29 protein-coding genes are annotated in these 24,926 nt (G+C 45.9%); 16 read left to right on the forward strand and 13 right to left on the reverse strand.

Annotated features, from left to right (window positions below; all coding sequences use genetic code 11):
• Positions 1 to 34: 34 nt before the first annotated feature.
• From rpsF to dnaB, 5 genes are read left to right on the forward strand one after another with little or no spacing between them, the layout of a single operon-like run.
• Complete coding sequence (rpsF, locus tag LZG75_RS09275) at positions 35 to 418, forward strand: 30S ribosomal protein S6 (RefSeq protein WP_233924235.1); 384 nt, start codon at positions 35 to 37, stop codon at positions 416 to 418.
• Positions 419 to 468: 50 nt separating this feature from the next.
• The gene (gene priB / locus LZG75_RS09280) at positions 469 to 762 is read left to right on the forward strand and encodes a primosomal replication protein N (protein ID WP_233924236.1); all 294 of its coding nucleotides are present in this window, start codon (positions 469 to 471) and stop codon (positions 760 to 762) included.
• Between the two features lie 13 nt (positions 763 to 775).
• Complete coding sequence (gene rpsR / locus LZG75_RS09285) at positions 776 to 1,048, forward strand: 30S ribosomal protein S18 (protein ID WP_233924237.1); 273 nt, start codon at positions 776 to 778, stop codon at positions 1,046 to 1,048.
• Between the two features lie 13 nt (positions 1,049 to 1,061).
• A complete protein-coding gene (rplI, locus tag LZG75_RS09290) occupies positions 1,062 to 1,514 on the forward strand; it encodes a 50S ribosomal protein L9 (protein WP_233924238.1) in 453 nt (150 codons plus the stop codon).
• Positions 1,515 to 1,565: 51 nt separating this feature from the next.
• Positions 1,566 to 3,005 (forward strand): replicative DNA helicase, encoded by a 1,440-nt coding sequence (dnaB, locus tag LZG75_RS09295; protein WP_233924379.1) that lies wholly within the window; start codon positions 1,566 to 1,568, stop codon positions 3,003 to 3,005.
• A 9-nt stretch (positions 3,006 to 3,014) separates the two neighbouring features.
• Here dnaB and LZG75_RS09300 read toward each other — a convergent pair whose 3' ends face one another.
• The gene (locus LZG75_RS09300; RefSeq protein WP_370634813.1) at positions 3,015 to 3,548 is read right to left on the reverse strand and encodes a C40 family peptidase; all 534 of its coding nucleotides are present in this window, start codon (positions 3,546 to 3,548) and stop codon (positions 3,015 to 3,017) included.
• On the reverse strand, positions 3,529 to 5,202 hold the full coding sequence (locus tag LZG75_RS09305; RefSeq protein ID WP_233937306.1) for a PhoH family protein: 1,674 nt from the start codon (positions 5,200 to 5,202) through the stop codon (positions 3,529 to 3,531). The genes LZG75_RS09300 and LZG75_RS09305 overlap by 20 nt, the downstream gene beginning before the upstream one ends.
• Before the next feature lie 57 nt (positions 5,203 to 5,259).
• Here LZG75_RS09305 and LZG75_RS09310 point away from each other — a divergent pair, with 57 nt between their 5' ends.
• Positions 5,260 to 5,436 (forward strand): hypothetical protein, encoded by a 177-nt coding sequence (locus LZG75_RS09310; RefSeq protein WP_233937307.1) that lies wholly within the window; start codon positions 5,260 to 5,262, stop codon positions 5,434 to 5,436.
• On the opposite strand, the gene LZG75_RS09315 is transcribed toward LZG75_RS09310, so the two are convergent.
• The 8 genes from LZG75_RS09315 to LZG75_RS09350 are packed head-to-tail and all read right to left on the reverse strand — an operon-like array spanning position 5,410 to position 13,069.
• Positions 5,410 to 5,877, reverse strand: coding sequence for a peroxiredoxin (locus LZG75_RS09315; protein ID WP_233924240.1), 468 nt, complete (start codon positions 5,875 to 5,877; stop codon positions 5,410 to 5,412). The genes LZG75_RS09310 and LZG75_RS09315 overlap by 27 nt on opposite strands.
• A gap of 37 nt (positions 5,878 to 5,914) precedes the next feature.
• Entirely contained in the window at positions 5,915 to 6,850 is a 936-nt protein-coding gene (locus LZG75_RS09320; RefSeq protein ID WP_233924241.1) for a polysaccharide deacetylase family protein, read from the reverse strand.
• A gap of 16 nt (positions 6,851 to 6,866) precedes the next feature.
• On the reverse strand, positions 6,867 to 7,916 hold the full coding sequence (locus tag LZG75_RS09325; RefSeq protein WP_233924242.1) for a bifunctional UDP-4-keto-pentose/UDP-xylose synthase: 1,050 nt from the start codon (positions 7,914 to 7,916) through the stop codon (positions 6,867 to 6,869).
• 46 nt (positions 7,917 to 7,962) lie between these two features.
• Positions 7,963 to 8,826, reverse strand: coding sequence for a formyltransferase (locus tag LZG75_RS09330; RefSeq protein ID WP_233924243.1), 864 nt, complete (start codon positions 8,824 to 8,826; stop codon positions 7,963 to 7,965).
• Between the two features lie 9 nt (positions 8,827 to 8,835).
• Positions 8,836 to 9,783 carry a glycosyltransferase gene (locus LZG75_RS09335; protein ID WP_370635402.1) on the reverse strand — a complete coding sequence of 316 codons (948 nt, stop codon included), beginning with the start codon at positions 9,781 to 9,783 and terminating at the stop codon, positions 8,836 to 8,838.
• Between the two features lie 37 nt (positions 9,784 to 9,820).
• The gene (locus LZG75_RS09340) at positions 9,821 to 11,014 is read right to left on the reverse strand and encodes a DegT/DnrJ/EryC1/StrS aminotransferase family protein (RefSeq protein WP_233937309.1); all 1,194 of its coding nucleotides are present in this window, start codon (positions 11,012 to 11,014) and stop codon (positions 9,821 to 9,823) included.
• A 4-nt stretch (positions 11,015 to 11,018) separates the two neighbouring features.
• On the reverse strand, positions 11,019 to 12,695 hold the full coding sequence (locus LZG75_RS09345; protein WP_233937310.1) for a glycosyltransferase family 39 protein: 1,677 nt from the start codon (positions 12,693 to 12,695) through the stop codon (positions 11,019 to 11,021).
• Positions 12,692 to 13,069, reverse strand: a complete 378-nt coding sequence (locus LZG75_RS09350; protein WP_233924247.1) for an Mth938-like domain-containing protein — start codon at positions 13,067 to 13,069, stop codon at positions 12,692 to 12,694. Before LZG75_RS09350 ends, LZG75_RS09345 begins: the two co-directional genes overlap by 4 nt.
• Positions 13,070 to 13,172: 103 nt before the next feature.
• Here LZG75_RS09350 and LZG75_RS09355 point away from each other — a divergent pair, with 103 nt between their 5' ends.
• The 7 genes from LZG75_RS09355 (at position 13,173) to LZG75_RS09385 (ending at position 19,753) form a co-directional block, all read left to right on the forward strand.
• Positions 13,173 to 14,429 (forward strand): pyridoxal phosphate-dependent aminotransferase, encoded by a 1,257-nt coding sequence (locus LZG75_RS09355; RefSeq protein ID WP_233924380.1) that lies wholly within the window; start codon positions 13,173 to 13,175, stop codon positions 14,427 to 14,429.
• An 11-nt stretch (positions 14,430 to 14,440) separates the two neighbouring features.
• Complete coding sequence (locus tag LZG75_RS09360) at positions 14,441 to 15,751, forward strand: homoserine dehydrogenase (protein ID WP_233937386.1); 1,311 nt, start codon at positions 14,441 to 14,443, stop codon at positions 15,749 to 15,751.
• Between the two features lie 25 nt (positions 15,752 to 15,776).
• Positions 15,777 to 17,219 (forward strand): threonine synthase, encoded by a 1,443-nt coding sequence (thrC, locus tag LZG75_RS09365; protein WP_233924248.1) that lies wholly within the window; start codon positions 15,777 to 15,779, stop codon positions 17,217 to 17,219.
• 5 nt (positions 17,220 to 17,224) lie between these two features.
• Positions 17,225 to 18,463, forward strand: a complete 1,239-nt coding sequence (gene glp / locus LZG75_RS09370) for a gephyrin-like molybdotransferase Glp (RefSeq protein WP_233937311.1) — start codon at positions 17,225 to 17,227, stop codon at positions 18,461 to 18,463.
• A 37-nt stretch (positions 18,464 to 18,500) separates the two neighbouring features.
• The gene (gene moaD, locus LZG75_RS09375; protein ID WP_233924250.1) at positions 18,501 to 18,758 is read left to right on the forward strand and encodes a molybdopterin converting factor subunit 1; all 258 of its coding nucleotides are present in this window, start codon (positions 18,501 to 18,503) and stop codon (positions 18,756 to 18,758) included.
• A gap of 1 nt (position 18,759) precedes the next feature.
• A complete protein-coding gene (gene moaE, locus LZG75_RS09380) occupies positions 18,760 to 19,212 on the forward strand; it encodes a molybdopterin synthase catalytic subunit MoaE (protein WP_233924251.1) in 453 nt (150 codons plus the stop codon).
• Between the two features lie 97 nt (positions 19,213 to 19,309).
• Positions 19,310 to 19,753, forward strand: a complete 444-nt coding sequence (locus LZG75_RS09385) for a nuclear transport factor 2 family protein (protein ID WP_233924252.1) — start codon at positions 19,310 to 19,312, stop codon at positions 19,751 to 19,753.
• Between the two features lie 146 nt (positions 19,754 to 19,899).
• Here LZG75_RS09385 and LZG75_RS09390 read toward each other — a convergent pair whose 3' ends face one another.
• Positions 19,900 to 21,171, reverse strand: a complete 1,272-nt coding sequence (locus tag LZG75_RS09390) for an O-acetylhomoserine aminocarboxypropyltransferase/cysteine synthase family protein (RefSeq protein ID WP_233937312.1) — start codon at positions 21,169 to 21,171, stop codon at positions 19,900 to 19,902.
• A gap of 143 nt (positions 21,172 to 21,314) precedes the next feature.
• Here LZG75_RS09390 and LZG75_RS09395 point away from each other — a divergent pair, with 143 nt between their 5' ends.
• The gene (locus LZG75_RS09395; RefSeq protein WP_233924254.1) at positions 21,315 to 22,484 is read left to right on the forward strand and encodes an MFS transporter; all 1,170 of its coding nucleotides are present in this window, start codon (positions 21,315 to 21,317) and stop codon (positions 22,482 to 22,484) included.
• A gap of 196 nt (positions 22,485 to 22,680) precedes the next feature.
• Positions 22,681 to 22,884, forward strand: coding sequence for a hypothetical protein (locus LZG75_RS09400; protein WP_233924255.1), 204 nt, complete (start codon positions 22,681 to 22,683; stop codon positions 22,882 to 22,884).
• A gap of 92 nt (positions 22,885 to 22,976) precedes the next feature.
• On the opposite strand, the gene LZG75_RS09405 is transcribed toward LZG75_RS09400, so the two are convergent.
• Complete coding sequence (locus LZG75_RS09405) at positions 22,977 to 23,132, reverse strand: hypothetical protein (protein WP_233924256.1); 156 nt, start codon at positions 23,130 to 23,132, stop codon at positions 22,977 to 22,979.
• 89 nt (positions 23,133 to 23,221) lie between these two features.
• On the reverse strand, positions 23,222 to 23,500 hold the full coding sequence (locus LZG75_RS09410; protein ID WP_233937313.1) for a hypothetical protein: 279 nt from the start codon (positions 23,498 to 23,500) through the stop codon (positions 23,222 to 23,224).
• A 75-nt stretch (positions 23,501 to 23,575) separates the two neighbouring features.
• On the opposite strand from LZG75_RS09410, the gene LZG75_RS09415 reads away from it, so the two are divergent.
• Complete coding sequence (locus LZG75_RS09415) at positions 23,576 to 24,904, forward strand: ATP-dependent RecD-like DNA helicase (RefSeq protein WP_233937314.1); 1,329 nt, start codon at positions 23,576 to 23,578, stop codon at positions 24,902 to 24,904.
• The last annotated feature ends 22 nt before the right edge of the window (positions 24,905 to 24,926 follow it).

Genomic DNA, 24,926 nt, shown 5'->3' on the forward strand with positions numbered 1-24,926 from the left:
ACGCCCAGATGACTTTATCCAGAAGGAGTGTTAGATGCGTCATTATGAAATAGTCTTTATCGTCCACCCGGACCAAAGCGAGCAAGTGCCCGCGATGATTGAGCGCTACAAAGCGGTGTTAGCTGCTGCAGGCGGAAAAGTTCATCGCATTGAAGATTGGGGTCGTCGGCAGATGGCTTACATGATCGATAAGCTTGCTAAAGCCCATTATGTTTGCATGAATATTGAGTGTGACCAGAAAACGCTGGAAGAGCTCGAACATGCCTTCAAATTTAACGATGCGGTTTTGCGTCACCTAATCATCAAGGCAAGCAAGGCTGAAGTTGAGCCTTCCGTCATGATGAAGGAAGTGCAACGTGAAGACGCACGCAAGCAAGCGCAAGCCGACGCACCAGTTGCGACGGAATCAGCTAGTTAATTTAAGAGAAATACGGAGGCGATAGAGCGTAAGCAAGTGGCGGAACGGCGTTGAATCATTTCACCCTAACTGCTTCCCTGGTATCCAAAGACGCGATTCGATTTACCCCAGCAGGTCTACCCGTGATGCATTGCCAACTTGAGTATGTTGGCGAGGTTAGCGAAGTAGCCATGCCAAGGAAAATTCAGATGCGTGTTGAGGCAATTGCGATTGGCCCTGTACAGCGGGGTTTAGAGCAAATGAACTTAGGAAGTATGGCAGAGTTTGCAGGATTTTTAGCCCCTAAAACCTTACGTAATCAGCGTCTTGTATTTCATATTACCCATATTCAATTGAAAGATTAAAGAGGAATTCATCATGGCGTTTGGAAAGAAACCCGATTTCAAAAAGAAACCCGCGCAAAACCCATTGTTTAAGCGGAAGCGTTACTGTCGCTTTACGGTCGGCGGTGTTGAGCAAATCGATTACAAAGATATCGATACCCTCAAAGATTTTATTGGTGAGAATGCAAAAATTACGCCCGCTCGTTTAACTGGTACAAAAGCAAAATTTCAGCGTCAGTTAGATACGGCGATTAAGCGCGCCCGTTTCCTGGCTTTGTTGCCATATTCAGATCAACACAAGAAATAATTGGGAGCCCTTAATGCAAATCATTCTCTTAGAAAAAGTCACTAATTTAGGCAACCTCGGTGATGTCGTGCGCGTCAAAGATGGCTATGCACGTAATTTCTTGATACCCCAACGTAAAGCGCGTCGTGCTACTGAATCAGCGATTGCAGATTTTGCTACGCGTCGTGCCGAACTTGAAAAACTGGCCGCAGAAAAACTGGCTGCAGCGCAAACAGTTGGCCAAAAACTCGATGGCTTAGTGCTGGAAATCAGTCAAAAGGCAGGAGTCGATGGCCGTTTGTTTGGTTCAGTCACCAACCATGATATTGCCGATGGCTTAAAAGCCAAGGGTTTTGAGATTGAAAAATCATTTGTGCGTATGCCCACTGGCCCTTTAAAAATTGTGGGCGATCATCCTGTTGCGGTGGCGGTACATACCGATGTGATTTCTAACATCGTGATTCGCGTGGTTGGCGAACAGGCTTAATATAGCCTTATGGCTGAATCCCGTTCCCGTTCTATTACGCTTAATCCTAGCATGGCGGGGTCAGGGGATGCGGTACTACAGGCCTTAAAAGTACCCCCCCATTCGGTAGAGGCTGAACAGTCTCTGCTGGGGGGCTTACTTCTCGATAATTCTGCTTGGGATAGGCTGGGTGGCATTCTCACCGAGGTCGATTTTTATCGCCCTGAACACACCTTAATTTTTCGCGTAGTACAAAACTTAATTGGCGATAACCACCCTGCTGACGTGATTACCGTGCACGAGGCCATGAAGACAGAGCAGGGGGGTGAATTAGTGGGTATCGACTACCTGAACTCCTTAGCGCAAAATACGCCCAGTGCAGCCAATATCAAAGGCTATGCTGAAATTGTGCGTGACCGCAGTATTTTGCGCCGACTGATTGCGGTTTCAGACAGCATCGTGAATTCTGCATTTGTACCTGAAGGTCGTTCCGTTCGCACTTTATTAGATGAAGCTGAATCACGCATCTTGCAAATTGGGGAAGAGGGTAGCCGCAAAGGCGATTACCTAGAAATTGAGCCGCTCTTGCAAGAGGTAGTGTCACGCATTGACGAGCTATATAACCGTCAGGGCGGCAGCGATATTACGGGTATTGCTACTGGGTTTATTGATTTAGATAAACAAACAAGTGGCTTGCAAAAAGGGGATTTAGTCATTGTGGCTGGCAGACCTTCGATGGGTAAAACCGCGTTAGCACTAAATATCGCTGAAAATGTCGCTTTAGTTGAGGGCTTACCGGTAGTAGTGTTTTCGATGGAAATGTCAGGAACACAATTAGCTTCACGCCTTTTGGGCTCAGTAGGGCGCGTTGATCAATCACGCATGCGTACCGGGAAGTTACAAGATGATGAATGGCCGCGAGTTACGGATGCGATTGCCCGCTTAAGTAATACCCAAATTTTAATTGATGAGTCTGGTGCTTTATCAAGTCTCGAGTTACGCGCGCGAGCACGCCGTATTGCGCGAAAATTTGGCGGCACACTAGGATTGGTGATTGTTGACTATTTACAATTAATGAGCGGTAGTGGCGGGTCTAGTTCTGAAAATCGCGCCACTGAGATTTCAGAAATTTCTCGTTCTTTAAAGTCACTTGCTAAGGAATTGCAATGCCCCGTGCTGGCATTGTCACAATTAAATCGTGGTTTAGAGCAGCGCCCCAATAAGCGCCCCATCATGTCTGATTTACGTGAGTCGGGTGCAATTGAACAAGATGCCGATTTAATTATGTTTATCTATCGTGATGAGGTTTATCACCCCGATACCACTACCGATAAAGGCGTGGCGGAAATTATTATTGGCAAGCAGCGTAATGGACCGATTGGAACGATTCGCCTCAGCTGGCAAGGCCCATACACTAAATTTGATAATTTGGCGCTCGGGGCTGCCGGCTTTTCATCGAGTAATGGCTCCAATGGTTCTGGTAGTAGCTTTAGTGGGTACGAACCCTTTTAATTGCGCCACTTAGTTGTTAGGTACGATGCGCCTTGCTTCAGTAAAGCGTGCGGCCCAATAGGGCGTGTCAATGCGGTCTAAACGAACCGTGCCACCGGCGCTAGGCGCATGCACAAAGCGACCTTGACCCACATAAATTCCTGCATGCGAATACTTTTCTCCAGTGGTATTAAAAAAGATCAAATCGCCTGGCGCTGGCGCTTGTTGACCAATGCCACTTCCTTTTCTACTCATTTCTTCAATCGTTCGCGGCAGTCTTATTGAAACCGCTTTGTTATAAACATAAACAATTAAGCCGCTACAGTCGAAACCGCCATTTGGAGTGTTGCCTCCAAAACGATATGGCACATCAACTAAACCAACAGCAGCAATGGATATATCTTCAGCGCCAACGCTAGTATCTTCCTTAAACTGGCTTACTCGTGGCGAAGAAAATGGCGAGACTTGAGTTGAACGTCCGCCAAACATGCCGCACGCCGTGAGACCAAAAACAGCAAGACCAATAAGCAGACTAAAGCGATAGTTATAAGGCTTCTGCAGCATGATCGGCAAGGCGTGAGCGCTCGCCACGGGCAAGAGTCACGTGACCGCTATGACGCCAACCTTTGAAGCGGTCAACGACATAGGTTAGACCAGATGAGCCTTCAGTTAAATAGGGGGTATCGATTTGGGCGATATTGCCTAAGCAAATAATTTTCGTACCAGGACCAGCTCTGGTAACCAAGGTTTTCATTTGCTTTGGCGTTAAGTTTTGCGCCTCATCAATAATCACAAACTTACTGACAAAGGTGCGGCCGCGCATAAAGTTCATACTCTTGACCTTAATACGCGAACGAATGAGTTCTTGGGTTGCAGCGCGACCCCATTCACCAGAGTTATCTTCATTGCGATGCAAGACTTCAAGATTATCATCAAAGGCACCCATCCAAGGCTGCATTTTTTCTTCTTCGGTGCCAGGCAGGAAGCCAATATCTTCGCCGACTGGTACGGTCGCGCGAGTAATGATAATTTCGTTATAGCGTTTGCTATCTAGCACTTGCTCAAGGCCAGCCGCTAAAGCAAGAAGGGTTTTGCCGGTGCCCGCTTGGCCGAGTAGGGTAACAAAATCAACATCGGGATTCATCAGTAAGTTCATCGCAAAGTTTTGCTCGCGATTGCGTGCGGTTACGCTCCAAACATTATTTTTTTGATGGGAGAAATCGCGCAGCGTTTGTAGGAGCGCAGTCCTGCCATTAATTTCTCTTACTTGCGCATAAAACGGCGTCGAGCCATCGGGATTTTCTTGATAGACAAATTGGTTAACTAGCATACTAGATACTAATGGACCTGTGACTCGGTAAAACATCGAGCCTGATTTGACATCTGACCAACTTTCCATCGCTTTGCCATGCTTAGGCCAAAAATCGGTTGGTAAATGCATTACCCCCGTATACATTAAGTCACGGTCTTCTAAGACTTGATCATTAAAGTAGTCTTCTGCAGGCAAGCCTAGTGCCCGTGCCTTAATCCGCATATTGATATCTTTCGATACCAAGACCACCTCTTGTTCGGGTTTCGTTTGCTTGAGCTCACGTACTACCCCGAGAATTAAATTATCTCCCTTACCTTCGGGCAGCCCCTCAGGCAGTACATGGGTAAATAATTGGGTTTGAAAAAACAGCCGGCCTGAAACATCCGAGTGTCCCAACTTGTTCAGCGGGATGCCCTCCTCAAGAGTGCCAGTAGTCCCCGCGATGAGTTGATCGAGCGAACGACTGACCATGCGGGCATTACGCGCAACTTCGCTCATCCCCTTTTTATGGTTATCGAGCTCTTCTAAAGTCGTCATTGGTAAATATAAGTCGTGCTCATCAAAACGGAAGAGCGATGCAGGGTCATGCATTAAAACATTGGTATCCAGCACAAATAAAGTTGGTGGCCCGCTACGGATAATGCGTTTTGAATTTTTATTTTCAGTTTGCTTCAGCCGATGATCACCTTTAATTTTTTCAAGGGCTAATTCTGCGGCGGATAAATCAACTTGAGCACTATTTGCCCAATCTGCTGAGCTTAGGGCTTCAAGATCAACTTGGGTATCTAAGAGGGTATCCACCGCATTGCTGACAAGGGGCACTAGCCTTTGTTTTAAATCCGGAGCTTCTTTACGGTTCAATTTCACTTGATCGGCAATTTGCTTCGGCAGTGGGGGCAAAGGCATGCAGGGCTCCTAAAAGAAAAAACCGCCAGGCAAAGCGCGGTGGCGGTTGACAAAAAAATGATAAAAATTAGCCAAACTGTGGGGGAGGTTGCGCTTACTTGGCTTTGTATTGCCAAGGCTGATGATCAAACCATACCATCGTTTTTGGTGCATATGCCTTTACTTTACCTCAAATTAAATGCAATGCAAGGGTTAATTGTTGCTTTTTTATTGAAGGGCTTCTGCCGCTTGTAAAACCTCGGCTGCGTGCCCAGGTACTTTGAGGCCGCGCCATTCTTTACAGAGCTTACCAGTCGAGTCAAATAAAAAGGTACTTCGCTCAACTCCGCGGACTTGCTTGCCGTACATATTTTTCATTTTGATTACCCCAAAAAGGGCGCAGAGTTTTTCTTCGGTATCGGCCACCAATTCAAATGGCAAATCCAGTTTTTGCCGAAAATGATCATGTGATTTCAGGTTATCGCGTGAGACCCCGACAACTAAGGTGTTGGCTTTAGAAAAGGCATCAATGGCGTCACGAAACTCGCCAGCCTCAACCGTGCATCCTGGGGTTGAATCTTTAGGATAAAAATATAAAACCAGTTTACGACCCGCATATGCTGCGGGAGAAAATATGCGTTGCGAGGTTGCAGGAATAGTGCAATTCGGTAAACGTTGGCCAATAGCAATGCTCATATCAATCCTTTAGGGTTAAAAAGTATTTCAAAATAACTTACGGTAAGACCATTAATTCACCACTGCGATTGGGGACGGTACCCCAACTTAAGGGACAAGCCATAATTTTATCGAGTTGCTGCGTAGCCACCCAAGATTGGTGTAATTCGCCCAAGGTGACTAAATGGTGACCTTGTAACAACCAACCCTCGATTAATTCTACAAAAGCCGGCAAGAGCTTCTGCCCCTCTAGTTCTGCATGAAGGGTAAAGACTTGATCATTGGGGTTGCTTTGGGTCAGACTTAGTAGATGTCGAACGGCAGCAAAAGCATCCATACCTGCAACACCAATCAGTTCATCTAGGGTTGGCAAGGTAGTGGGGTATTGAATGCATTGACTTTTGCTGGGTGGGGCACCTTTTTTTTCTGCGGGGAAGAGCAGGCGATAAGGCGCTAAATTTAGGGGTGCACGACCGTCTGAGGCATATTTTAAACCCCAGCTATCTAGTTGCTGAAGCGCTACCTCATTCATTTGCCAACCAGCCGCGCCAGCAGTACTTGGCGGACGACGAAAAATTTCTTGAAAGCGATCGTAGGCGAGCTGCATGTGTTTGAGGGTCCATTTAGCATTGCGGTTACGAACCCCATCGTGCCAAGCGACATGATCCCAAGCATGAATCCCGGTTTCATGACCCGCACGATGAATCGCTTGCATCTCCTCGCGAGCCAATTGACCAATATCGGGACCTGGCAATAAGACCCCATAAAGTAAGGTGCGAATACCGTAATGCTCAACGACAGAAGTTCGCCCTACTTTTTTTAAAAAACCAGGTCGAAAAACGCGCTTGAGTGCCCAACCAGTATGGTCGGGCCCCAGACTAAACAGAAATGTAGCGTGCAGGTGTAAATGCTCCAGAACGCGGGCTAAATTAGGCACCCCTTCGCGCGTGCCGCGTAGTGTATCCACGTCCACCTTGAGGGCGATTTTTGCCATGGGCTAAGTGGTCAACTTAATTGTCTTGATCGACTAAGTTCCGCGCCTTAGGAACATCATGCCGATAGGCTTCAAAAATATGTTTCAAGGCATCATGCATGGTCGTACTTGGCTGCCAATGTAACTCGGTCCTAGTGTTATCAATCGCCGGAACGCGATTTTGCACATCTTGATAACCTTCACCATAATAGGCGGCAGAGGTCGTTTCAATAATCTGGACTTGTTGCGCAGTTTTTGCATACTCGGGAATACTGCAAGCAATTTCGAGCATCATAGTAGCTAACTCGCGTACAGAATGATTATTTTTAGGATTGCCAATATTAAATATCTTGCCATTCGCAATGTCATTAGTATTGGCGAGGATTTTCATCAACGCATCGATGCCATCATCTATATAAGTAAACGCCCGTTTTTGCTCGCCACCGTCGACTAAATTAATTGGCTCACCCCGCACAATGTGCCCTAAAAACTGGGTGACAACGCGTGACGAACCTTCTTTAGGCGTATAAATACTATCCAGGCCTGGACCAATCCAGTTGAATGGACGGAATAAGGTAAAGCGCAACCCTTCCATGCCGTAACCCCAAATCACCCGATCCATTAATTGTTTAGAGCAGGCGTAAATCCAGCGTTGTTTATGAATGGGTCCGTAAACTAGATTTGAAGTAGCTGAGTCAAACTCGGCATCACTGCACATGCCATAAACTTCAGAGGTTGAGGGGAAGACCAAATGTTTTTTGTACTTAAGCGCTGAACGCACAATGGGTAAGTTTGCTTCGAAGTCGAGTTCAAATACACGAAGCGGCTGCTGCACATAAGTGGCTGGCGTAGCAATGGCGACTAAGGGCAAGATGACATCACATTTACGAATGTGATACTCAACCCATTCACGATTAATTGTGATATCACCTTCAAAAAAATGCATGCGCGGATTACTCAGCAAATCGCTTAGACGATCATTTTGCATGTCCATGCCATACACTTCCCAATCGGTGGTCGCAAGGATACGCTTGGAAAGATGGTGGCCAATAAAACCATTAACCCCAAGAATGAGGATTTTTTTCATCGGTGCTGCCTCGTCTAAAAAATTGAATACAAATGCACGCTAAGCACTAAGCGGGATACCAGTGCAGGATCTGAATGACCTGTCGATCACCGCAAATGCCAAACACCTGATTATCAACCATCTGCACACCCAGCTCACTAAGCTCAATTTGTGGGGGTGGTAAGGCCAATAAAATCGAGCTTGCTATGACCATTTGCCGTCCTTGCCAAGTGGTAAACGCCCCTGGATAGGGGGGCGCAACCGCACGAATCAAATTATGAATCGATTGCGCAGTTTGCGACCAATCAACTTTGCCGTCAGCAGGTTTGCGACCACCAAAGTAACTACCTTGTTTGAGGTGATTGGGTAAGCGTTTGATTTGCCCGAGCAACAGCTGCGGCAGAGCAATTTGGAGTACGTGAACCGCGGCCGCGCTAACTTTTGCGAAGACAGTTGTGGCGGTGTCATTTGGGCCAATGGCAACCGCTTCTTGACCAACAATATCGCCAGCATCTGGTTTTGCTTCCATGACATGCAAGGTGGCGCCCGTTTCAGTTTCACCGTGCAAAATAGCCCAATTCACTGGGGCACGCCCCCGATATTTGGGCAGTAGAGAGCCATGCATATTGAGGGCAGTAATGCGGGCACAGGCTAAAAGGGTGGCAGGAATTAAGTAGCGGTAATAAAACGAAAAAATATAGTCTGGTTGAAGGGTTTGTAAGTGGGGTAAAAGAGCATTTAATTCATTAGCCAGAGGCTGTACATAAGGAATATTTTTTTGCTTACAGAGCTCTACTACACTCGCAAACCAAATATTTTCATTGGGGTCATCGGTATGGGTGATGACTAAATCAACTTTTATACCTGCGTCGAGAAGCGCTTGCAAGCAATTCACGCCAACATCATGATAGGCAAAAACAACTGCGCGCATAAAAATAACTTAAGGTTTTTCGAGTACGGCCTGCACTACGTAGCGAGGCCGTTGGCGAATTTGTTGATAGATGCGCCCAATGTATTCGCCCAATAAACCCAGCCCAAATAACATGACTCCAATGAGGAAAAAGGTTAGTGCAAAAAGGGTAAACACACCCTCGACCTCAGCGCCAATAATAAAGCGCCGAATTAAGAGGGTGGCAAATAAACTGCCTGCTGCCAAGGCCAATAACATGCCAAGAATGGAAAAAATTTGCAAGGGCACCACCGAAAATCCAGTGACTAAATCAAAATTAAGACGAATCAACTGGTAAACGCTATATTTCGACTCTCCCGCAAACCGTTCTTCATGTTGCACAGTAATTTCGGTTGGATTGGTAGCAAAGGTATAAGCCAGTGCTGGAATGAAAGTATTGCTTTCATTGCATTTTCCTACTAAATCAATAATGCGCCGCCGGTAGCCGCGTAACATACAGCCTTGATCGGTCATGGTGATATGGGTAATTTTTTCGCGTAAGTGATTCATCAGCCGCGAGGCACTTTTACGAAATAGGGTATCTTTACGATTAGTGCGAATCGTCCCCACGTAATCGTGCCCTGCAACTAATTCTTGGACTAGCGCATCGATTTCTTCGGGGGGATTTTGTAAATCCGCATCTAAAGTGATAATGTATTCACCGCGAGCGTATTCAAAGCCAGCCATGATCGCCATATGCTGGCCAAAATTATTTTGAAATAACACGACGCGTGTGGTATCTGGGCGTGCTTCAAATTGCTGACCCAACATGGCTGCAGAACGATCGCGACTACCATCATTAATAAAAATAATTTCGTACTGTAGCTGACGTTTTTGAGCCAGCGTATCCAGTGCAGGATAGAGGCGACTAAAGAGCGCGGGTAAGCCAGCTTCTTCGTTGTATACCGGCACAATAATGCTTAATTGCGGTGCATTGATGAGCGAATTGAGTTGCGTTGAGGCCGTCATAGCGTAATTATGCGCTGGCTTGATAATGGTGCTGAAAAACCCCGATTAAAGAGCTGCAAACGCGTTTGACATCAGCATCGCTCATGGCAGGAAATAAGGGCAAGGTCAAAATTGAGCGGCCAATGACTTCGGCTACTGGCGTCGTTTCTGCAAGGTAACCTAATTTTCGATAGAGCGAGAAATTAGTAATGATGGGATAGTGCACGCCTGTGCCAATACCCAGTGCTTTTAATTCGGTCATGATTTGCGACCGCTCTACTTTTAATTGCTGCAAAGGTAACAGCACTTGATACAAATGCCAATTACTATCACTAAAGTTTTCGGGAGGCAGTTGCAGGGCAAAGCCCTTAAGTGCACTTGTATTTAATCCGGCCTTTAATAACTCAAAATAGTGTTTTGCAATGGCGACACGTCGCGCTTGAAAAGTGGGCAGATTTTTAAGCTGATGTAAACCAATAACGGCATTGATATCGGTAAGGTTATCTTTACCCCCTAAGACATCGACATCCATCCCATCTGGGCCATGCCGAGTAAGGCCTTGCAAACGCAGTTTTTCAGCTAGGGCAGTTTCATTGGAGTTATTGAGAACGAGGCAGCCTCCTTCAACGGTAGTCAGATTTTTATTTGCTTGAAAACTAAAGCTGACTAAGTCACCTATGCTGCCAATGCGTTTGTCGCGCCAATGTGAGCCAAATGCTTGTGCAGCATCTTCAATCACTCGCAGGTGATGGGATTTGGCAATGGCGTATAACTCGTCCATATCAACGGGTAAGCCCGCTAAATACACTGGCATGATGGCGCGGGTTTGCGGGGTAATGGCCGCAACAATTTGTGAGAGATCGAGGTTGCGAGTGCGCGGGTCGACATCGACAAAAATAGGCTTAGCGCCAACCGATAAAATCACATTGGCAGTGGCAACCCAAGATAGCGGTGTGGTGATCACTTCATCGCCTACGCCAATACCTGCTATTTGCAAGGCAATTTTCATTGTTGCTGTGCCATTGGCAAAGCAACGCACTGGTCGGTCTCCAAAATAACGGCTTAACTCTGCCTCAAATTCGGCGACTTTCGGGCCCGAAGTAACCCAGCCCGATTGCATTACTGCTGCCACCGCAGCAATCGTGGCCTCATCAAAGCTTGGCCGAGTAAAAGGAATAAAGTCTGGTGGCGAAATCTGGCTTGCAGCGGTTTTTTCGTTCATGGTGCTATTTTCGCAAACTTGGGTGAGCCACTACCACTCGCCGAGAATCGCGACCCATTTCCTGCATCGGTAAGCCTAATTTTTGTAAGGCCAGATATTGCTCTGGCACCATCAGCGCATAGGCAGTGGGCTCATTTTGCCAGCGCTCGATAAACTCATCGAGGGTAGGCACCCAGCGCTTTGGTTCCTGTTTAACGCCAAATTCAAGTTCGTCTGGAAACTCGACCATCACCATGGTTCTACCAAGATAAAAAGGGAAGGTGTGATCTAAAATCCGCACGGAATAAATGGTGGCATCACGAGGAATTTGGGCTTTTACTTGGGCGGCTAAATCAACTCCAGAAACGGCACGTCCCAGAGCTTCATGACCGGTGCCGGCAATGGTGCAGGTGAAAAAGAATCCGAGCGCGTAACAATAAATACTGGCTAACGCATTGCGTTTAGCCAATAGTGCTGCAGCAAGGCTAAATAGAATAAGCATAAGCAATGCAGTGATAACCCACTGTGTATAACTGGCATAGGCCAATAATTCATCCGGCTTGGCTTCAAAGCCAATTAGCGGTAAAAAAGCAAAGCCAACACAACCTAGCACGACAAAAAATAGCGCTTGTACCTTCCAGTAAGTAGATAAGTGAGTACGCTCGCCCAAACTGCGATCAATGGCATAGCCAGCCAGCAAGGCTAGGGCCGGAAAGGTGGGCATGATGTAGCCCGGTAATTTTGATTGTGAAACGCTAAAGAAACCGAGAATGACGAGAGCCCAGCAGCTTAATAAGCCAAGACTAGAAAACTGGATCCGGCGCTGAGTGCGGAACTGTTGCCATGCTTGCCACATTGCACTGCCGACTTGCGGTAGCCACGGCAGAAATCCCAATAACAGAAAGGGCAGAAAAAAATAGATTGGACCTGGACGACTATGTTCTTCTTGGGTAAAGCGCTGAAAGTGTTCATTGATAAAAAAGAATTGGGCAAACTCAGGATTGCGTAGTGACACTAAAATAAACCACGGGGCCGTGATGGCAAGCAATAGTAATAAGCCTTTGAGTAAAGATAATGATTTCCAAATGTGCCAATTCCAAGTCGCCATTGAATACACCACAAAAACCATGGCAGGCAACGCAATGCCAATTAAGCCTTTGCTGAGGGTTGCGCAGGCCATGGCTGCCCAGCACCCGAGCATCCAGCGGCTGCGGGTACGCGTTTCAGGGCTCGCTTGCGCTAGCAAAAAAGTGCATAGCGCGGCTGCTAAGCAGGCCGATAAACCGGTATCGAGTGAATTAAAGTGTCCACCCACCACCCACATCGGGGCAGAACCCAAGGCCACTGCTGCCAATAGTCCTGCACGCGGGCTATACAAGCGCCAAGCTGTAAAGCCGACCAGCAGAATCGTGAGATAACCCAACAAGCCAGACCATAAGCGGGCTTGCCATTCCCCAATACCAAAAACCTGAAAGATGACAGCGGTTGCCCAAATATGTAAAGGGGGTTTTTCAAAATAGAGATAGTCGTGATAGCGCGGCGTAATCCAATCGCCACTAGCAAGCATCTCGCGCGCCATTTCAGCATAGCGACCTTCGTCAGAAGGGATTAGGTGACGATAGTTCAAAGTGCCGAACCAAATGATCGTATAGACCACTAGCACAGCAAACGCTAGGCCAAGTTTGACAGGGGGCTTATTCATACGGTATCAAGCAGAATAGCAGCCAATACTTGCCGACCTTCGCCCATCAAAATATTGTAAGTGCGGCAGGCTGCCTGTGAATTCATGATTTCAAAACCCATGCGTGCTTGAATAAGGGGTTTTAGTAGTTCTGGCCGAGGAAAATGCTGACGAGCCCCTGTGCCCAAAATAAATAATTCGGGCTGGCGCGCACAAATTTGCAAAAAATCGGCTTCGGTCAGCGCTGCAAAGTTTGCTACCGGCCAAGCCACTATTGCGCCCGAGGGGCTGACTAAGACGGCATGCTGATAGGTTTTCTGGTTGATCTGAATATAGTCAGTACCATAGCCCGAAATCGTATTTAGGCCGGAATGGTCGTCAGAATGAAGCTTCACGTGCGCGCTCTGTCATAATTGAGTGAATTATAGCCAGCCTCTCTATATACCTATTCCTTAAGAATGGGCATTAGATGGCCAATAGATGACCAGTAGACCGATTGTGAAAACCGTCCTCAAATCCGCAAAACTCAATAACGTGTGCTACGACATTCGTGGCCCTGTGCTCGACCTTGCCCAGCAAATGGAAGAAGAGGGCCAGAAAATTATCAAACTGAATATCGGGAATGTGGGGGTATTTGGCTTTGATCCTCCCGAAGAAATTCAACTCGACATGATTCGTAATTTGGGTAATGCATCCGCTTACTCCGATTCAAAGGGCATTTTTTCTGCGCGTAAAGCGATCATGCATTACTGTCAACAAAAAAATATCCAAGGTGTCACTTTAGATGATATTTATACCGGTAACGGCGTATCTGAATTGATTGTTTTGGCTATGAATGCCTTGTTAAATGATGGTGACGAAGTGTTGGTGCCTGCCCCAGACTATCCCCTTTGGACAGCGGCAGTAAGTTTATCGGGTGGTAACCCAATTCATTATTTATGTGATGAAGCCAATGGCTGGGCGCCCGATCTAAACGACTTACGCAGCAAAATTACACCACACACTAAAGCAATTGTAGTAATCAATCCCAACAATCCGACTGGTGCTATTTATTCCTCAGAAGTGCTCTTGAGTTTAATAGCCATTGCCCGTGAACACGGCCTCATTTTATTTGCCGATGAAATTTACGACAAGATGGTTTATGACCAGGCTGAACATATTTCCTTAGGGGCTTTATCGACCGATGTCGTTACCATTACTTTTAATGGCTTATCGAAAAACTATCGCTCTTGTGGGTATCGGGCTGGCTGGATGGTGGTTTCCGGCGATAAAAGCCACGTTTTAGATTACATTGAAGGTTTAAATATGTTGTCTTCGATGCGTTTATGTGCAAACGTACCAGGTCAATATGCAATTCAAACCGCATTGGGTGGCTATCAAAGCATTAATGACTTGGTAGCCAGTGGCGGACGTTTAGCTCGCCAGCGTGAACTAGCCTGGAACTTAATTACCGCTATTCCCGGCGTGACTTGTGTCAAGCCTAAATCTGCTTTATATCTTTTTCCAAAATTAGATCCCGAGGTATACCCCATTACCGACGATCAAAAATGGATTACTGATTTTTTGCGGGAAGAAAAAGTGTTATTAGTGCAAGGTACTGGCTTTAATTGGGTCAAGCCTGACCATTTCCGCGTCGTCTTTTTACCGCATGAGGATGTTTTACGTGAAGCGATTGGCCGCTTAGCCCAGTTTCTGGAACGGTATCGACTAAAACACGGCACCAACAAAGCGTTAACGACTGCTAAATCATCATGAAAAAAAATGGCTTGAAACCGATTCAGGTCGGTCTTTTAGGAATTGGTACGGTCGGCGGCGGCGTGTTTGCGGTGCTTGAGCGCAACCAAGAGGAAATACAACGGCGCGCGGGGCGTGGTATTCACATTCATACCGTTGCCGATTTAAATGTATCTCGAGCTAAAGAATTGGTGCAAGGTCGGGCTCAAGTGGTTGCTGACGCGCGCACGGTAATTGCCGATCCAGAAATTGATATCGTGATCGAACTTATTGGTGGTTATGGCATCGCCAAAGATTTAGTGATGGAAGCCATTGCTGCTGGCAAGCATGTCGTTACCGCAAACAAAGCTTTAATTGCCGTGCATGGAAATGCCATTTTTGCAGCAGCGCATGAAAAAGGTGTCATGGTGGCCTTTGAAGCTGCAGTTGCTGGCGGGATCCCTATTATCAAAGCATTACGCGAAGGCTTATCGGCTAATCGTATTGAATGGATCGCTGGAATTGTTAATGGCACGACCAATTTCATTTTGTCAGAAATGCGCGATAAGGGCTTAGACTTTGCTACCGTCCTGAAGGAGGCGCAACGCCTTGGGTATGCTGAAGCCGACCCTACTTTTGATATCGAGGGTATCGACGCAGCGCATAAAGTGAGCATTATGAGTGCCATTGCATTTGGTATTCCGATGCAATTTGAACAGGCCCATATTGAAGGTATTACTCAATTGTCAGCTATCGATATTCGCTATGCCGAGCAACTGGGTTATCGCATTAAATTACTTGGCATTACCAAGCGTACGCCTGCAGGCATTGAACTGCGGGTGCATCCCACCTTAATTCCTGCCAAGCGCCTGATTGCCAACGTTGAGGGGGCGATGAATGCAGTGCAAGTTTTTGGCGATGCAGTAGGCACAACTTTGTATTACGGTAAAGGGGCCGGCTCTGAGCCAACCGCTTCCGCCGTTATTGCCGATTTAGTTGATGTAACTCGCTTAATGACAGCTGATCCGGAAAATCGTGTTCCCCATTTAGCTTTTCAACCCGAGGCGATGCAAAACTTACCTATTTTGCCCATGAGCGAAATTACGAGTAGCTATTACTTGCGCCTATGTGTGGCAGATCAGGCAGGGGTCTTGGCAGAAATTACGAAAATTTTGGCTTCACATCATGTTTCAATTGACGCGCTCATCCAAAAAGAAGCGCTCGAAGGTGAAAGACAAACTGATTTAGTGATGTTAACTCATGCGACTAAAGAAAAAAATATGTTGGCAGCAATTCAAGAGATTCAATGTTTGCCGACTGTTATGGCCGACGTTGTTAAGCTGCGGCTTGAAAACTTATCGTAAGTGCGGCTACGTATAGATAAGCACAATGCTGTATCAATCTACCCGCGGTAATAGCCCGCTAGTCAGCTTTCAGGCCATTTTACTTGGTGGCTTAGCTCCCGATGGCGGTTTATATTTGCCAGTGCATTATCCACAAGTCAGCTCGGCGCAACTCGATGCTTGGCGCAAATTAACGTACGCCGATTTAGCATATGAGGTGTTACATTTGTTTTGTGATGACATACCAGCAGCAGATTTACTTGACATCACTCGTAAAACCTATACCGCAGCGGTTTATTGCAATGGTCGGCGCACTGATTTAGCAAGCGATATTACTCCTTTGCATTATTTGGGAGAAGAGCAGGGTACTAGCCTCAGCCTTTTAAGTCTTTCTAACGGGCCTACCTTAGCGTTTAAGGATATGGCGATGCAGTTGCTGGGCAATTTATTTGAATATGCTTTGCAAAAAACGGGGCAACAACTTAACATCTTGGGTGCGACATCGGGTGATACGGGTAGCGCAGCAGAATATGCCATGCGCGGTAAAGCTGGTATTCAGGTATTTATGTTGTCACCGCAAGGTAAAATGAGCGCGTTTCAAGCCGCACAAATGTATTCTTTACCTGATGCCAACATCCATAATTTAGCGCTTACAGGGGTGTTTGACGACTGCCAAGATATTGTTAAAGCAGTAAGTAATGATCTAGAATTTAAAGCCCGCTACCACATTGGTACTGTGAACTCAATTAACTGGGGGCGGGTTGTAGCTCAGGTCGTGTACTACTTTCAAGCCTATTTTCTGGCCACTAAAGCGAATACAGAGCAGGTGTCTTTTGCTGTTCCTTCAGGCAACTTTGGTAATATTTGTGCAGGCCATATAGCGCGCATGATGGGTTTACCAATCGAGCATTTAGTGTTAGCTACGAATGAAAATAATGTACTTGATGAATTTTTCCGCACAGGCATTTATCGCGCTCGTAAAGCGGCGGAGACTTTACATACCACTAGTCCATCAATGGATATCTCGAAAGCCAGTAATTTTGAGCGCTTTATTTTTGATTTATTAGGTCAAGATGGTCAACGGACTGCTGCTTTATTTAAGCAAGTCGAGAAGACTGGCGGCTTTGATTTATCGACTGACCCAGCCTTTCAAGCGATACAGCAGTTTGGCTTTATTTCTGGAAGTAGTAGTCACCAAAATCGCCTCGACACGATTCGTAATATCGATATGCAGTATGGCGTGATGATCGATCCGCATACCGCTGACGGTGTGCAGGTAGCACGCCATCATCTACAGGCGGGGATACCCATGATTGTGCTTGAAACTGCTCTGCCAATTAAGTTTGCAGAGACCATTGAAGCTGCGCTAGGGCGCCCGGCTGATTGTCCGCCTGCTTTTCAAAGTATTAAAACTTTACCGCAACGGGTGCAGACAATGAGACCCGATGTCAATCAGGTGAAAGCTTTTATTACTTCACATCTTCAATAAAAACTATGCTCACTGCTCAAGAAGCTTTAGATCATTTACTGCCGCATGCTCAGGCGGTTAGCGAAGTAGAGCGTGAGCCAACTCAGACAGCTCTAGGACGAGTGTTGGCAGCTGATTTAGCTAGTTTAGTAGATGTACCGCCCCTCGATAATAGTTCGATGGATGGTTATGCAGTACGTTGTGCCGATTTAAGCGCTGCTGATATGACATTGCACATTGGTCAACGTATTCCTGCGGGAACAGTTGGTCAGACATTAGAGTTAAGGCAAGCTGCACGTATTTTCACTGGCGCTCCGATTCCTGAGGGTGCAGATGCGATAGTCATGCAAGAAGAAACCAGCTTGTTACCAAGTGAAATTGCGGGACAAACAGATCGCGTACAGATTCTGCATTTACCTCTCGCGGGGCAATGGATTCGTCGCCGTGGCGAAGATCTTACAGCCGGCAAAGTGGCCTTGTCAGCGGGTACTTTTTTACGTCCCCAAGAATTGGGGGTTGCTGCATCTGCTGGTCTTACCCATTTAATGGTGAAACGCCGCGTGCGAGTTGCTGCATTTTTTACTGGTGATGAACTAGCTTTGCCTGGCGAACCATTAAAGCCTGGCGGAATTTATAACTCGAATCGCGATACTTTATTAGCTTGCTTAAGATCGTTAGGATGTATCCCTACTGATTTAGGTATCGTACCCGATCGCTTAGACGCTACTCGCGCGGCGTTGCGGGCGGCAAGTGTAAATCATGACCTGATCATTACATCAGGTGGGGTTTCGGTTGGGGAAGAGGATCATATTAAGCCCGCTGTTAGCGCAGAAGGACGCTTAGACCTTTGGCAAATAGCAATTAAACCTGGTAAACCATTGGCCTTTGGTGCGGTGCGTAAAGGGGCTGATGTTGCGAGTGGTGAAACTTGGTTTATGGGTCTGCCAGGTAATCCCGTGTCGAGCTTCGTTACATTTTTATTATTTGTCCGGCCATTTATTTTGCGCTTACAGGGTCGTCATGAGATAAACGCACCAAGATATTTTATGCGGGCAGATTTCGATTGGCTCAAAGCCGATCGCCGTAATGAATTCTTGCGAGTTAAGGAGAACGCAGCAGGCGGCCTCGATTTATTTCCTAATCAAAGCTCAGGGGTCTTAACAAGCGCATCATGGGGCGATGGTCTAGTTGACTGTCCGCCAAATCAAGCAATTCAACGCGGTGTAATGGTAACTTATATGCCTTTTAGTGGGCTCCTGAGTTAAGCATCATTCAATCTATAAAATCGTTTAGGATGGCACGATGAAACTACAGTTACGCTTTTTTGCCTCCCTACGCGAAGGCCTCGGTTTAAGCGAGGAATTGGTTAGTGTGCCGCCATCTGTAGTGAATACTGCAGAGTTGCGGATTTGGCTCATGCAGCGGGGTGAAGTTTGGGCGCAATTATTTAATGCCGAACGGCCCATACGTTGTGCTGTAAACCAACACATTGCGGCAGAAGATGTGCGCATCAGCGACGGCGATGAAGTCGCTTTTTTCCCCCCTGTTACCGGCGGCTGAAATGACAGTTCGTATTCAAGTTGCTGATTTTGATTTGAGCACCGAAATTGCTGCGCTACGCTCTGGTGATTTAGAGGTCGGCGCAATTGTTTCTTTTGTCGGTACTGTGCGCGATATGAATAATGGTAGTCAGGTAAACAGCATGGAGTTAGAGCACTATGCTGGCATGACCGAAAAAGCGCTAGCAGCAATTATTGCCGAAGCGAAGGCGCGCTGGCAGATTCGCGACACATTAGTGATTCATCGCATCGGCAAAATGTTGCCTGGCGAGCAAATTGTTTTGGTAGCAGTGACAGGCCAACATCGTGGCGAAGCCTTTGCCGCCTGCGAATTTATTATGGATTACTTAAAAACCGCTGCCCCTTTTTGGAAAAAAGAGGCTACACCCACTGGCGAGCATTGGGTCGATGCTCGCATTACCGATGATGAAGCACTGAAGCGGTGGCAGAAGTAGTAATTTATTGCTATTCAGGTATAGTGAAGAAAAAAGACGATTATTTATTTTATAAATTATTGACCGACATTAAAAAAATTACCCCTAGGAGACAACTATGGTTCAGACAACTATGATTCGTTTATTACAATTAGTGGCTCTTTTTGCCATCAGCTTTTCAAGTGCATTTGCTCAACCTGCAACCGAAGCAGAGGTATCTAAGGCGATGGAAAGGTTGAATGCTGCCATTCTTTCAGGCGATGCGCAAAAGCTCAGTGCAATTTCAGGAGCCCAAGTTAATTATGGGCATTCGGATGGCAGGGTGCAGAACAAAAAAGAATTCATCGATGCTCTAGTTGAACGGAAGTCGGTATTTACTAAAATTGATGTGACTAATCAAAAAATTGTCATGATGGGGGATCTTGCCGTTGTACGTAATCATGTATCGGCTGATATTGCGCCGGGCGGCAAACCAGGGCATGTCGAATTAGAAATTATCTATGTATTTCGAATTGAAGGTGGTGAGTGGAAGTTGATCGGACGCCAGGCATTTAAGATTTAGTTACCCATTACTGCAATTGACTAGGCAATTAAAAATATCCTAAATGTCTCCGGCAGCTTGGTAGGCATATTGATTAAATCCCTACTCAGTAATGTGTGTGGGTAGCAATGTGGCATGCAACTCTCAGCTTGACTCTCCTATTTACTCTATACCTTGGCTAAAGCTTGGGCGAGGTCTTCTTTTAAATCATCAATATGTTCAATGCCAACGCATAAACGCACCGTATCTTCGGTAACCCCAGATTTAGCCAATTCTTCTGGCGAAAGCTGGCGATGGGTGGTTGAAGCAGGATGTGTAGCGAGAGAGCGGACATCGCCAATATTGACTAAACGGGTAAATAAATTTAAGGCGTCTAAGAAACGTTCACCCGCAGCTCGCCCACCTTTAACACCAAAAGTCATTAGGCCCGATGCTTTGCCGCCCATTATTCTTTTTACTAAGGCATGGTCAGGGTGGTCGGGTAAGCCTGCATAGTTAACCCACTGCACCTTCGCCTGTTGTTTCATAAAATTAGCTACCGCTAACGTATTTTCACAAATACGATCCATGCGCAGCGGCAAGGTTTCAATTCCTTGCAAAATTAAAAAGGCATTAAACGGTGAAATAGCAGCGCCCATATTTCTTAGTGGTACTACCCGTGCGCGACCAATATAAGCTGCGGGTCCTAAAGCTTCGGTATAAACCACGCCGTGATAACTCACATCGGGCTCATTAAGTCGCTTAAATTTTTCTTTATGTTCGGCCCAAGGAAACTTGCCAGAATCAATGATGGCGCCGCCTAAGCTATTGCCATGGCCACCCATATACTTGGTTAAAGATTGCACCACAATATCGGCACCATGCTCAATGGGGCGGCATAAATAGGGGCTAGGTACCGTGTTATCAACAATGAGAGGGACGCCATGGCGGTGTGCCATTTCCGCTATGGCAGCAATATCAGTCACGTTACCTTGGGGATTGCCCAACGATTCAACATAAATTGCTTTGGTACGGGCATCGATTAGCGGCTCAAAACTTTTGGGATCATGATAATCGGCAAAGCGAGTTTCAATTCCATATTGAGGCAAAGTATGGGCAAATAAATTGTAGGTTCCGCCATAAAGGGCATTTGAAGAAACGATGTTATCGCCCATTTCAGCGATAGTTTGAATTGCGTAAGTGACTGCAGCTTGCCCTGAAGCCAGTGCGAGGGCAGCGATGCCGCCCTCGAGCGCAGCCACACGTTCTTCAAGCACTGATTGGGTTGGATTCATAATACGGGTATAGATATTGCCAGGCACTTTTAGATCGAATAAGTCGGCCCCATGCTGTGCGCTGTCAAAGGCATAGGCTACCGTTTGGTAAATTGGGGGCACTACTGCCTTGGTAACTGGATCGGGTTTGTAGCCAGCATGTACAGCTTTAGTTTCAAATTTCATATGGTTGCCTCCGGATTAAGACGTTTATTAGTAGTTAGTGTAATTGAGCCCGATAAGATTGGGGTAATTATCAAAAAATTGACAATCAGGAATAGAATTTCTATCTTAATTAGGATAAACATCTGTTTTATAAGGGGTTGGCGATGAATTCACCCAAAAAAGTCATTGGCTTTATTAATCTGGCGCATTTTATTGATCACTATGCCATGCTGGTGTTTGCAGCCGCAGTCATTGTGATGGCGCCAGTATTTAATATGACCTATGCGCAGCTACTGCCGTATGCTACCCCTGGCTTTATTGCCTTTGGTGCTGGGTCGTTAATTAGCGGGTGGCTAGGCGATCGCTGGAGCAGAAGAAATATGCTTGCCATCTTTTTTATTGGCATGGGATCTGCCCTCTTAGGCACTGCCTTGATACAAACACCAATGCAGCTAGGGATTGCACTATTTGCAGTTGGGATCATTGCTTCGATCTATCACCCTGTAGGCATGGCCATGCTAACGTCTTACTCAGCAAAACTGGGGAGGGAACTAGGTATCAACGGTGTTTACGGTAACTTAGGAGTAGCCTCATCAGCACTCATCACGGGCTTAATTTGTGAATATTTAGGCTGGCGTTGGGCTTTTGTTTTACCCGGTGTCATTGCCATCGTCATTGGGCTCATTTTTATGAAAACCATTCATGATGAAAAAATTGCCAAAAAATCCTTGGGCGTGGGTAATGCCAGAGTATCAAAAAATGTGATGGCGCTAGTGGTGGTGTCCTTAGTCTTGACAATTATTGCTAGCTCAACCACTTTTAATGCGATCACGGTAGCGCTGCCAAAATTATTTCAAGAAAGACTCGCCGAGATCACCCAAAATACTGCGCTTTTAGGTTTAATTGCTTCTACGGTTTATGTGTTTGGTGCTTTAGCCCAATATACGATTGGTAATTTGCTGGATAAATATCCGCTTAAAAAGATTTTTATGCCACTAGCTATTTTTTTAGTAGCGATGCTGTATGTTGCAGCAGAAACATCTGGTTTTATGCTAATTCTCGTTTCGATTGGGATTGTGATTAGTATTTTTGGTCAGGTAACTGTAAACGACACGATGGTTGGTAAATATACTTCGGATGAGTGGCGCGCCCGCGCTTTTGCGGTTCGCTATTTCCTGGGCTTTACTGCAGCAGGCGCTTCGGTAGGCTTAGTGGCCTTACTCTATGCCAACGGTGGTTTTACTTTAATGCTACAGGCCTTTGCAGCATTTTGCTTCTTGGTTGTGATTGGCGCCTTTATTTTCCCTACCGAACAAATGAAGACTTCTGCCTAACCGATTCAGCCCAGCCATAAGCCTATATTTTAATTGGGTTTAGAGCGCCTAATTGATATTTTTAAGAATATGTTGCGGCTAGTCTTGACTCTGGCTGGACCACGATGTAATGTAAGCGCATGGCAAGTGGGTTAAGGTGCGAATTATTTCACTTGCTTTACGGTGAATATTTTTGCTTAACGAAAGGATATTGAATATGCTTTTTACTGAATCTCAAAGCCCGATGGATAAGATTTTGAAACTAGCTGGTATTGCTGGAATGATTATTAGTATTACCACTGCATTTTATTTAATTTTCCCTGCTGGCCAGTCAAAAGTCGCTGTATTTTTAGCGTCTTTAGGTATAGCGCTTTTTTTAAGTTATTTGTCTTTTGCAATTCAGGATAAATCAGCCGGTTAAGTTCTTAATAATTCAGCATTTGGCTGCTTGAATCATGACTCTCGAGTGAGGGTCATTTTTTTTGGAGTAAGCGAGCTTTTTAGTTAAGCTTATTAGTTGCCATAATTGCATGGCATACCCATGCAACCGCCCTCAGTAATTTGATTCTGAATCGTGTTTTGCATGCCGGGGGATGAGTCCGAATAGGGCGCAACCTGACAGCCATAGATGGCAATGGATAGCAAAAATAAGGCAATTATTTTGTTCATTTCAAACCTATTAAAGGGGCACGGTAAGGCGTTAGGCTAATCATAAAGCAAGCTCTAATATCGGCTTTGATTTTATCCAATTCTCGGATTTATGGTCGATTGATAGTGTGGTTAATTTTTTTCATCAGTCCACCATAGCCCCGCACAAAATAGCCCACCATGCGCGGTGAAAATGTCATAGCCACCAACCAATACAGGGACCACAAGTAGCGCCCCTCAGAAACGCCAAAGCACCCCATACCAAGAAAGAATGCAAGAATTAGTTTCCTACCAAGCCCAGGGGGTAGCCAGCGGCTAAATAAGGCAGGCGCTTGCGGAGTAAGGGTTGACTGCTCGGTAAATTCTTCTGATTTAGACTTTTCGTTCATGCTCGAATTGATCTCATTAATATAATCCGCCAATCTTATCTGAAGTACCTATTTTAGGGTGTTATTGTTGCACCTATGACAAATGTCGCTAATTCTGAAATTGAAATCACCCCTGAATATGAGGCGGTGATGGAGGCAATTGCTCGGGGTGACCCCTATATTTTTGTGAGTGGCAAAGCAGGCACTGGCAAGACAACCTTAATTGGCTATTTACGTGAAAACCTTGCTGGCAATGTAGTGGTCTTGGCCCCTACTGGAGTAGCAGCCTTGCAAGTGCGTGGTGTGACCATCCACTCTTTTTTTCGTTTTCCTCCTCGACTAATATTTCCTGAAGAAGATATTAAGGTGCTGCGCGATAAGCGCCTGTATGAAGGGATGCGCTTACTCATTATTGATGAAATTTCAATGGTGCGTGCCGACTTGATTGATGCAATGGATTTATTTTTACGCGCGAATGGGCCCAAACGAGGAGAGCCTTTTGGCGGTATACAAGTTATGTTTGTAGGTGATTTATTTCAATTACCTCCGGTCGTAAGAAGTGAAGATATGGAAATATTGCGTGAGCGCGGTTACGAAGGCGCTTACTTTTTTTGTGCCATGGTCTTGCATCGTAAAGCGGTAACCATGATTGAGCTACAAAAAATATTTCGCCAAAAAGATGGTGAGTTTACGCAGATGCTGAATCAAATTCGGCTGAATGAAGATATTGATGCGACCTTAGAGCGTCTTAACGCCCAATGCTTTCAATCAGCGACAACAGCCAAGCAAGATCTTGACCCGTTAAGTATCACTCTCACTACTACCAATGCACGGGCCGACCAAATTAATAATAGTGAACTTGTAGCAATTACTTCTCCGGCAAAAACATATTTAGGTAAGCTAGATGGCAAATTTAATATCGACGAGCGCAACCTTCCTTCGCCCCTTCATTTAGCCTTAAAAATTGGCGCAAAAGTTATGTTTACTGCCAATGACAAAGACTTTCCAAAGAAGTGGGTCAATGGCAGTATTGGGGTAGTGAAGGAATTAAAAAGCGATGCGGTCAAGGTCGAGATTCAGAGTGCTTCCTACATGAATACAGTGGAGGTTAAGTCATTTGATTGGGAATCTTATCAATACGCAATTGAGATGATGTCGGGAAAAATAAAGCCCAATGTAGTTGGCACCTATACCCAAATTCCTTTAATGTTGGCCTGGGCCGTAACCATTCATAAGAGTCAGGGTAAAACCTTAGATAAGGTAAGAGTAGATCTTTCCTCGGGTGCGTTTGCTTCGGGTCAGGTTTATGTGGCTTTAAGTCGCTGCCGTTCAATTGAGGGCATCAGCTTACAAAAACCGATTCAAGTAAGGGATGTGCAATGCGATCCTGAAATTAAGCGCTTTTATGTCGCTTGTTTAACATAGCTAGCGTATTTGAGATAATTTA

The sequence above is a fragment of the Polynucleobacter sp. IMCC30063 genome (genome assembly GCF_021395235.1).
Classification (GTDB): Bacteria; Pseudomonadota; Gammaproteobacteria; order Burkholderiales; family Burkholderiaceae; genus Polynucleobacter.

Excerpts from the sequence above, each read along its gene's own strand:
- rpsF (WP_233924235.1), top strand. The coding sequence starts at position 35 with ATGCGTCATTATGAAATAGTCTTTATCGTCCACCCGGACCAAAGCGAG.
- rpsR (WP_233924237.1), top strand. The coding sequence starts at position 776 with ATGGCGTTTGGAAAGAAACCCGATTTCAAAAAGAAACCCGCGCAAAAC.
- rplI (WP_233924238.1), top strand. The coding sequence starts at position 1,062 with ATGCAAATCATTCTCTTAGAAAAAGTCACTAATTTAGGCAACCTCGGT.
- dnaB (WP_233924379.1), top strand. The coding sequence starts at position 1,566 with ATGGCGGGGTCAGGGGATGCGGTACTACAGGCCTTAAAAGTACCCCCC.
- LZG75_RS09300 (WP_370634813.1), bottom strand. The coding sequence starts at position 3,548 with ATGCTGCAGAAGCCTTATAACTATCGCTTTAGTCTGCTTATTGGTCTT.
- LZG75_RS09305 (WP_233937306.1), bottom strand. The coding sequence starts at position 5,202 with ATGCCTTTGCCCCCACTGCCGAAGCAAATTGCCGATCAAGTGAAATTG.
- LZG75_RS09310 (WP_233937307.1), top strand. The coding sequence starts at position 5,260 with ATGATAAAAATTAGCCAAACTGTGGGGGAGGTTGCGCTTACTTGGCTT.
- LZG75_RS09315 (WP_233924240.1), bottom strand. The coding sequence starts at position 5,877 with ATGAGCATTGCTATTGGCCAACGTTTACCGAATTGCACTATTCCTGCA.
- LZG75_RS09320 (WP_233924241.1), bottom strand. The coding sequence starts at position 6,850 with ATGGCAAAAATCGCCCTCAAGGTGGACGTGGATACACTACGCGGCACG.
- LZG75_RS09325 (WP_233924242.1), bottom strand. The coding sequence starts at position 7,916 with ATGAAAAAAATCCTCATTCTTGGGGTTAATGGTTTTATTGGCCACCAT.
- LZG75_RS09330 (WP_233924243.1), bottom strand. The coding sequence starts at position 8,826 with ATGCGCGCAGTTGTTTTTGCCTATCATGATGTTGGCGTGAATTGCTTG.
- LZG75_RS09340 (WP_233937309.1), bottom strand. The coding sequence starts at position 11,014 with ATGAACGAAAAAACCGCTGCAAGCCAGATTTCGCCACCAGACTTTATT.
- LZG75_RS09345 (WP_233937310.1), bottom strand. The coding sequence starts at position 12,695 with ATGAATAAGCCCCCTGTCAAACTTGGCCTAGCGTTTGCTGTGCTAGTG.
- thrC (WP_233924248.1), top strand. The coding sequence starts at position 15,777 with ATGCTGTATCAATCTACCCGCGGTAATAGCCCGCTAGTCAGCTTTCAG.
- glp (WP_233937311.1), top strand. The coding sequence starts at position 17,225 with ATGCTCACTGCTCAAGAAGCTTTAGATCATTTACTGCCGCATGCTCAG.
- moaD (WP_233924250.1), top strand. The coding sequence starts at position 18,501 with ATGAAACTACAGTTACGCTTTTTTGCCTCCCTACGCGAAGGCCTCGGT.
- moaE (WP_233924251.1), top strand. The coding sequence starts at position 18,760 with ATGACAGTTCGTATTCAAGTTGCTGATTTTGATTTGAGCACCGAAATT.
- LZG75_RS09385 (WP_233924252.1), top strand. The coding sequence starts at position 19,310 with ATGGTTCAGACAACTATGATTCGTTTATTACAATTAGTGGCTCTTTTT.
- LZG75_RS09390 (WP_233937312.1), bottom strand. The coding sequence starts at position 21,171 with ATGAAATTTGAAACTAAAGCTGTACATGCTGGCTACAAACCCGATCCA.
- LZG75_RS09395 (WP_233924254.1), top strand. The coding sequence starts at position 21,315 with ATGAATTCACCCAAAAAAGTCATTGGCTTTATTAATCTGGCGCATTTT.
- LZG75_RS09400 (WP_233924255.1), top strand. The coding sequence starts at position 22,681 with ATGCTTTTTACTGAATCTCAAAGCCCGATGGATAAGATTTTGAAACTA.
- LZG75_RS09405 (WP_233924256.1), bottom strand. The coding sequence starts at position 23,132 with ATGAACAAAATAATTGCCTTATTTTTGCTATCCATTGCCATCTATGGC.
- LZG75_RS09410 (WP_233937313.1), bottom strand. The coding sequence starts at position 23,500 with ATGAACGAAAAGTCTAAATCAGAAGAATTTACCGAGCAGTCAACCCTT.
- LZG75_RS09415 (WP_233937314.1), top strand. The coding sequence starts at position 23,576 with ATGACAAATGTCGCTAATTCTGAAATTGAAATCACCCCTGAATATGAG.